This is a genomic window from Tepidimonas sp. (assembly GCF_046292505.1).
Taxonomy (GTDB): Bacteria; Pseudomonadota; Gammaproteobacteria; order Burkholderiales; family Burkholderiaceae_C; genus Tepidimonas.
This window is the reverse complement of record NZ_JBKBQX010000048.1, coordinates 1-3,980: the sequence shown is the minus strand read 5'-3', so window position 1 is coordinate 3,980 and position 3,980 is coordinate 1. Positions and strand designations below refer to the sequence as shown.

Sequence of the window (3,980 nt, the reverse complement as noted above, 5' to 3'; positions counted from 1 at the left end):
GTCCGAACCAAGCCCTGATTTCAAAGGGATTAAGACGGTAGCGCATTCGTCATCCCCAAACAGCTTTCTCGTCCGAACCAAGCCCTGATTTCAAAGGGATTAAGACTCACATTACTTTCATTACTTTCGTTATCACGGAATGTCCGAACCAAGCCCTGATTTCAAAGGGATTAAGACGCCAGAAGGCTGCCGCCGCGCGAAATACATCTGTCCGAACCAAGCCCTGATTTCAAAGGGATTAAGACCTGGTCGCCCGACACGCGGGCGGTGCGCTCCTCAAACGTCCGAACCAAGCCCTGATTTCAAAGGGATTAAGACGCCACGCGGCGCTCGATGTGCTTGTGAATGAGTTGTCCGAACCAAGCCCTGATTTCAAAGGGATTAAGACTCAATGGGTTATTGACCTTTTCGATGACTTCCGGGTCCGAACCAAGCCCTGATTTCAAAGGGATTAAGACAAGATTTGATACAGCGACTGCTCATTGACCCCGATGTCCGAACCAAGCCCTGATTTCAAAGGGATTAAGACTTGTCATCGTTGAGGACGTAGCAATCGACATCAAGTCCGAACCAAGCCCTGATTTCAAAGGGATTAAGACTTTCCCCTTCTGTGTTTACAATCCCCGCACACACTAAGTCCGAACCAAGCCCTGATTTCAAAGGGATTAAGACATTAAGACCGTGCGCGACCGGGCGATGCTGCAAGATGCGCACGTCCGAACCAAGCCCTGATTTCAAAGGGATTAAGACTTGACCCCGGCGACGCGACAAATCACGATAGCCTCGTCCGAACCAAGCCCTGATTTCAAAGGGATTAAGACCTTTGCCGACCCACTTGTTGAAGCTGATCATTTTTGTCCGAACCAAGCCCTGATTTCAAAGGGATTAAGACGCGTCCTGCAGTCGGCAGGCGTCGCGGTCGTGCGTCCGAACCAAGCCCTGATTTCAAAGGGATTAAGACAATCAGCCCTGTTTGCATCGCGCTCGCAAATTGGTCCGAACCAAGCCCTGATTTCAAAGGGATTAAGACGGCGCCGACTTCAGCGAAGGCGCGCACGATGGCATGTCCGAACCAAGCCCTGATTTCAAAGGGATTAAGACTCATCGGTGGTCATGTCTGCTCCTCAAAGATCACGTCCGAACCAAGCCCTGATTTCAAAGGGATTAAGACAATACCTGCGCCTTCGAAGGGATGACGTGGGCGAGTCCGAACCAAGCCCTGATTTCAAAGGGATTAAGACAGCTTACGGCGAGCGATGCCCCTAGTTTCTGGCGTCCGAACCAAGCCCTGATTTCAAAGGGATTAAGACGCTTCAACCGCGTGGACCATAATGTCCACCACCGTCCGAACCAAGCCCTGATTTCAAAGGGATTAAGACACGGCATTATCATCAGATTTAAACAATTCTGCATGTCCGAACCAAGCCCTGATTTCAAAGGGATTAAGACGGCAACACTTTTGGCAAGCGACGCGCCGACTTCAGGTCCGAACCAAGCCCTGATTTCAAAGGGATTAAGACAGCTTACGACGTGCAATCCCGCGCGTTTCGGGCGATACGTCCGAACCAAGCCCTGATTTCAAAGGGATTAAGACCTTGCAGTTGTTTCTTCTTCAGGCGCGGCATCTCGTCCGAACCAAGCCCTGATTTCAAAGGGATTAAGACATCTTTGCGATAACCCAGGCGATGCCGTACAGCAGTCCGAACCAAGCCCTGATTTCAAAGGGATTAAGACGTGCCACAACTACAGTGCCATTATTCCCAGTGCCGGTCCGAACCAAGCCCTGATTTCAAAGGGATTAAGACGGATGGTCAGCGTTCAGGGTTAGGGTAGCATTACGGTCCGAACCAAGCCCTGATTTCAAAGGGATTAAGACCCAGGGTTCAGGTGGGCATATGGGTTGCTGTCAAGTCCGAACCAAGCCCTGATTTCAAAGGGATTAAGACCCAGATCGATCAATGCCGTATCGTTGCCGTTAAAGTCCGAACCAAGCCCTGATTTCAAAGGGATTAAGACACATGCTCCAGCTTCATGATTCAATCCTCATACAGTCCGAACCAAGCCCTGATTTCAAAGGGATTAAGACTATTCGAACACCACGATTGCAACACCGAATATAACGTCCGAACCAAGCCCTGATTTCAAAGGGATTAAGACCTTCCTGATGAACCGCGACATCGCTCATCGAATCAGTCCGAACCAAGCCCTGATTTCAAAGGGATTAAGACACGAACTCATAGAGTTCGCGCGCTGCTTTCAGTTTGTCCGAACCAAGCCCTGATTTCAAAGGGATTAAGACCACGCCGCGCCGTACCGTGTAGCGCATCAGCGCCGGTCCGAACCAAGCCCTGATTTCAAAGGGATTAAGACCGATGGTATAGATATACCTCGTTGACCGCCCGCGTCCGAACCAAGCCCTGATTTCAAAGGGATTAAGACAGGGGACGGGTGCTTGCATGGTAGATCTCCTATTGTCCGAACCAAGCCCGGATTTCAAAGGGATTAAGACCCAGCGACTCGTGGTGCTTGTCGATCTTGGCCTGTCCGAACCAAGCCCTGATTTCAAAGGGATTAAGACAAATTTGCGCGCGCGGCAAGCATACGATATGCAAGTCCGAACCAAGCCCTGATTTCAAAGGGATTAAGACTGAAAAGGCACGACGTAACATGCCCCACCTTGTCGTCCGAACCAAGCCCTGATTTCAAAGGGATTAAGACGGTTTGCGTCCCATACCATCGCAGGCCCTACATTCGTCCGAACCAAGCCCTGATTTCAAAGGGATTAAGACTATAAGCCCTGCACCGTCATATCATGCCCCTATCGTCCGAACCAAGCCCTGATTTCAAAGGGATTAAGACATGCACATGCCCACATACACACGCGTACACATGGTCCGAACCAAGCCCTGATTTCAAAGGGATTAAGACATGACGTCCACCATACCGAACGCGCTGGCATTGGGTCCGAACAAGCCCTGATTTCAAAGGGATTAAGACGGGTTATCGCGCGATGCGAGAATCCGATATGCGATATGTCCGAACCAAGCCCTGATTTCAAAGGGGTTAAGACTAGTTGCCATTGGCGGCGTGGCGGATCACGTCTAGTCCGAACCAAGCCATGATTTCAAAGGGATTAAGACACGAGAATTATTTGAATTCTTCGAAGTAACAGGGAACAGAATCCGGCCCTCATCACATGGGTCTTGTTCCAGTCGGCGCGGCGCCATGCGAGGCCGGCGTGGTATGTGCACAAGAGGTTCCACAAGCTTGTGAAAGATGTAACGAATGTTTTTCGCTCGCATCATGAAGGCGTGGGTTTGGATTGCTTAGGGGATCTTCGATGGCACAGCGGGGGTTGTATTTGGTCTGCTATGACGTATCGTCCAACAGACAGCGCGTCCGGGTTCAGCGCTATCTGGCGCAGTACCGGGTTGGTGGGCAAAAGTCGGTGTGCGAATGCCTTATGACGCCCAACGAGGTGCTTGCGTGCCTTGCGCAGTTGCGCGCCTTGATCGATCCACAGACCGATCGGGTGCATGTGGTGGCCCTGGATCCGCGCATGCCGCGCGAGGGCTGGGGCAAGGGGCGGCCATGGGATGGTGGCCCCCTGATGGTGGTGTGAGGCCGGTGGTCCGCGGGCTGCTTTGCGCGCAGAACAGGACTCTCGTAAGGGGGATGAGGTCGTGAGTACCTTGTATGTGGATCGCAAGGGCGTTTCGCTACGCTTGGATGGCGGCACGCTGGTGTTCGAGGAAGGGGGGACCCGGGTGTCGACGGTGCCGCTGGCGCCGCTTGAGCGCATCGTGTTGCGCGGCGATGTGACACTGTCGGCAGCGGTGCTGGGCAGGCTAGGACAGTCTGGTGTTGGTGTTCTGGTGCTGTCGGGCCGCAAGGGCGAGCCAGCGCTCTTCATGCAACGCCCTCATTACGACGCTCGACGGCGCATTCAGCAATGGCAGCGCTACCAGGACCCGGGTTTC

The 3,980-nt window shown here is 52.7% G+C and carries 2 protein-coding genes and 1 CRISPR repeat array; both genes read left to right on the top strand.

The features are described 5' to 3' along the window. Positions 1 to 3,140: a CRISPR direct-repeat array (repeat unit 36 nt; unit sequence GTCCGAACCAAGCCCTGATTTCAAAGGGATTAAGAC). A gap of 200 nt (positions 3,141 to 3,340) precedes the next feature. Further along, entirely contained in the window at positions 3,341 to 3,622 is a 282-nt protein-coding gene (gene cas2, locus ACK4TH_RS11205; RefSeq protein ID WP_409626483.1) for a CRISPR-associated endonuclease Cas2, read from the top strand. Between the two features lie 61 nt (positions 3,623 to 3,683). Continuing rightward, a partial coding sequence (locus ACK4TH_RS11200; protein ID WP_409626480.1) for a CRISPR-associated endonuclease Cas1 occupies positions 3,684 to 3,980 on the top strand: 297 nt, incomplete at its 3' end.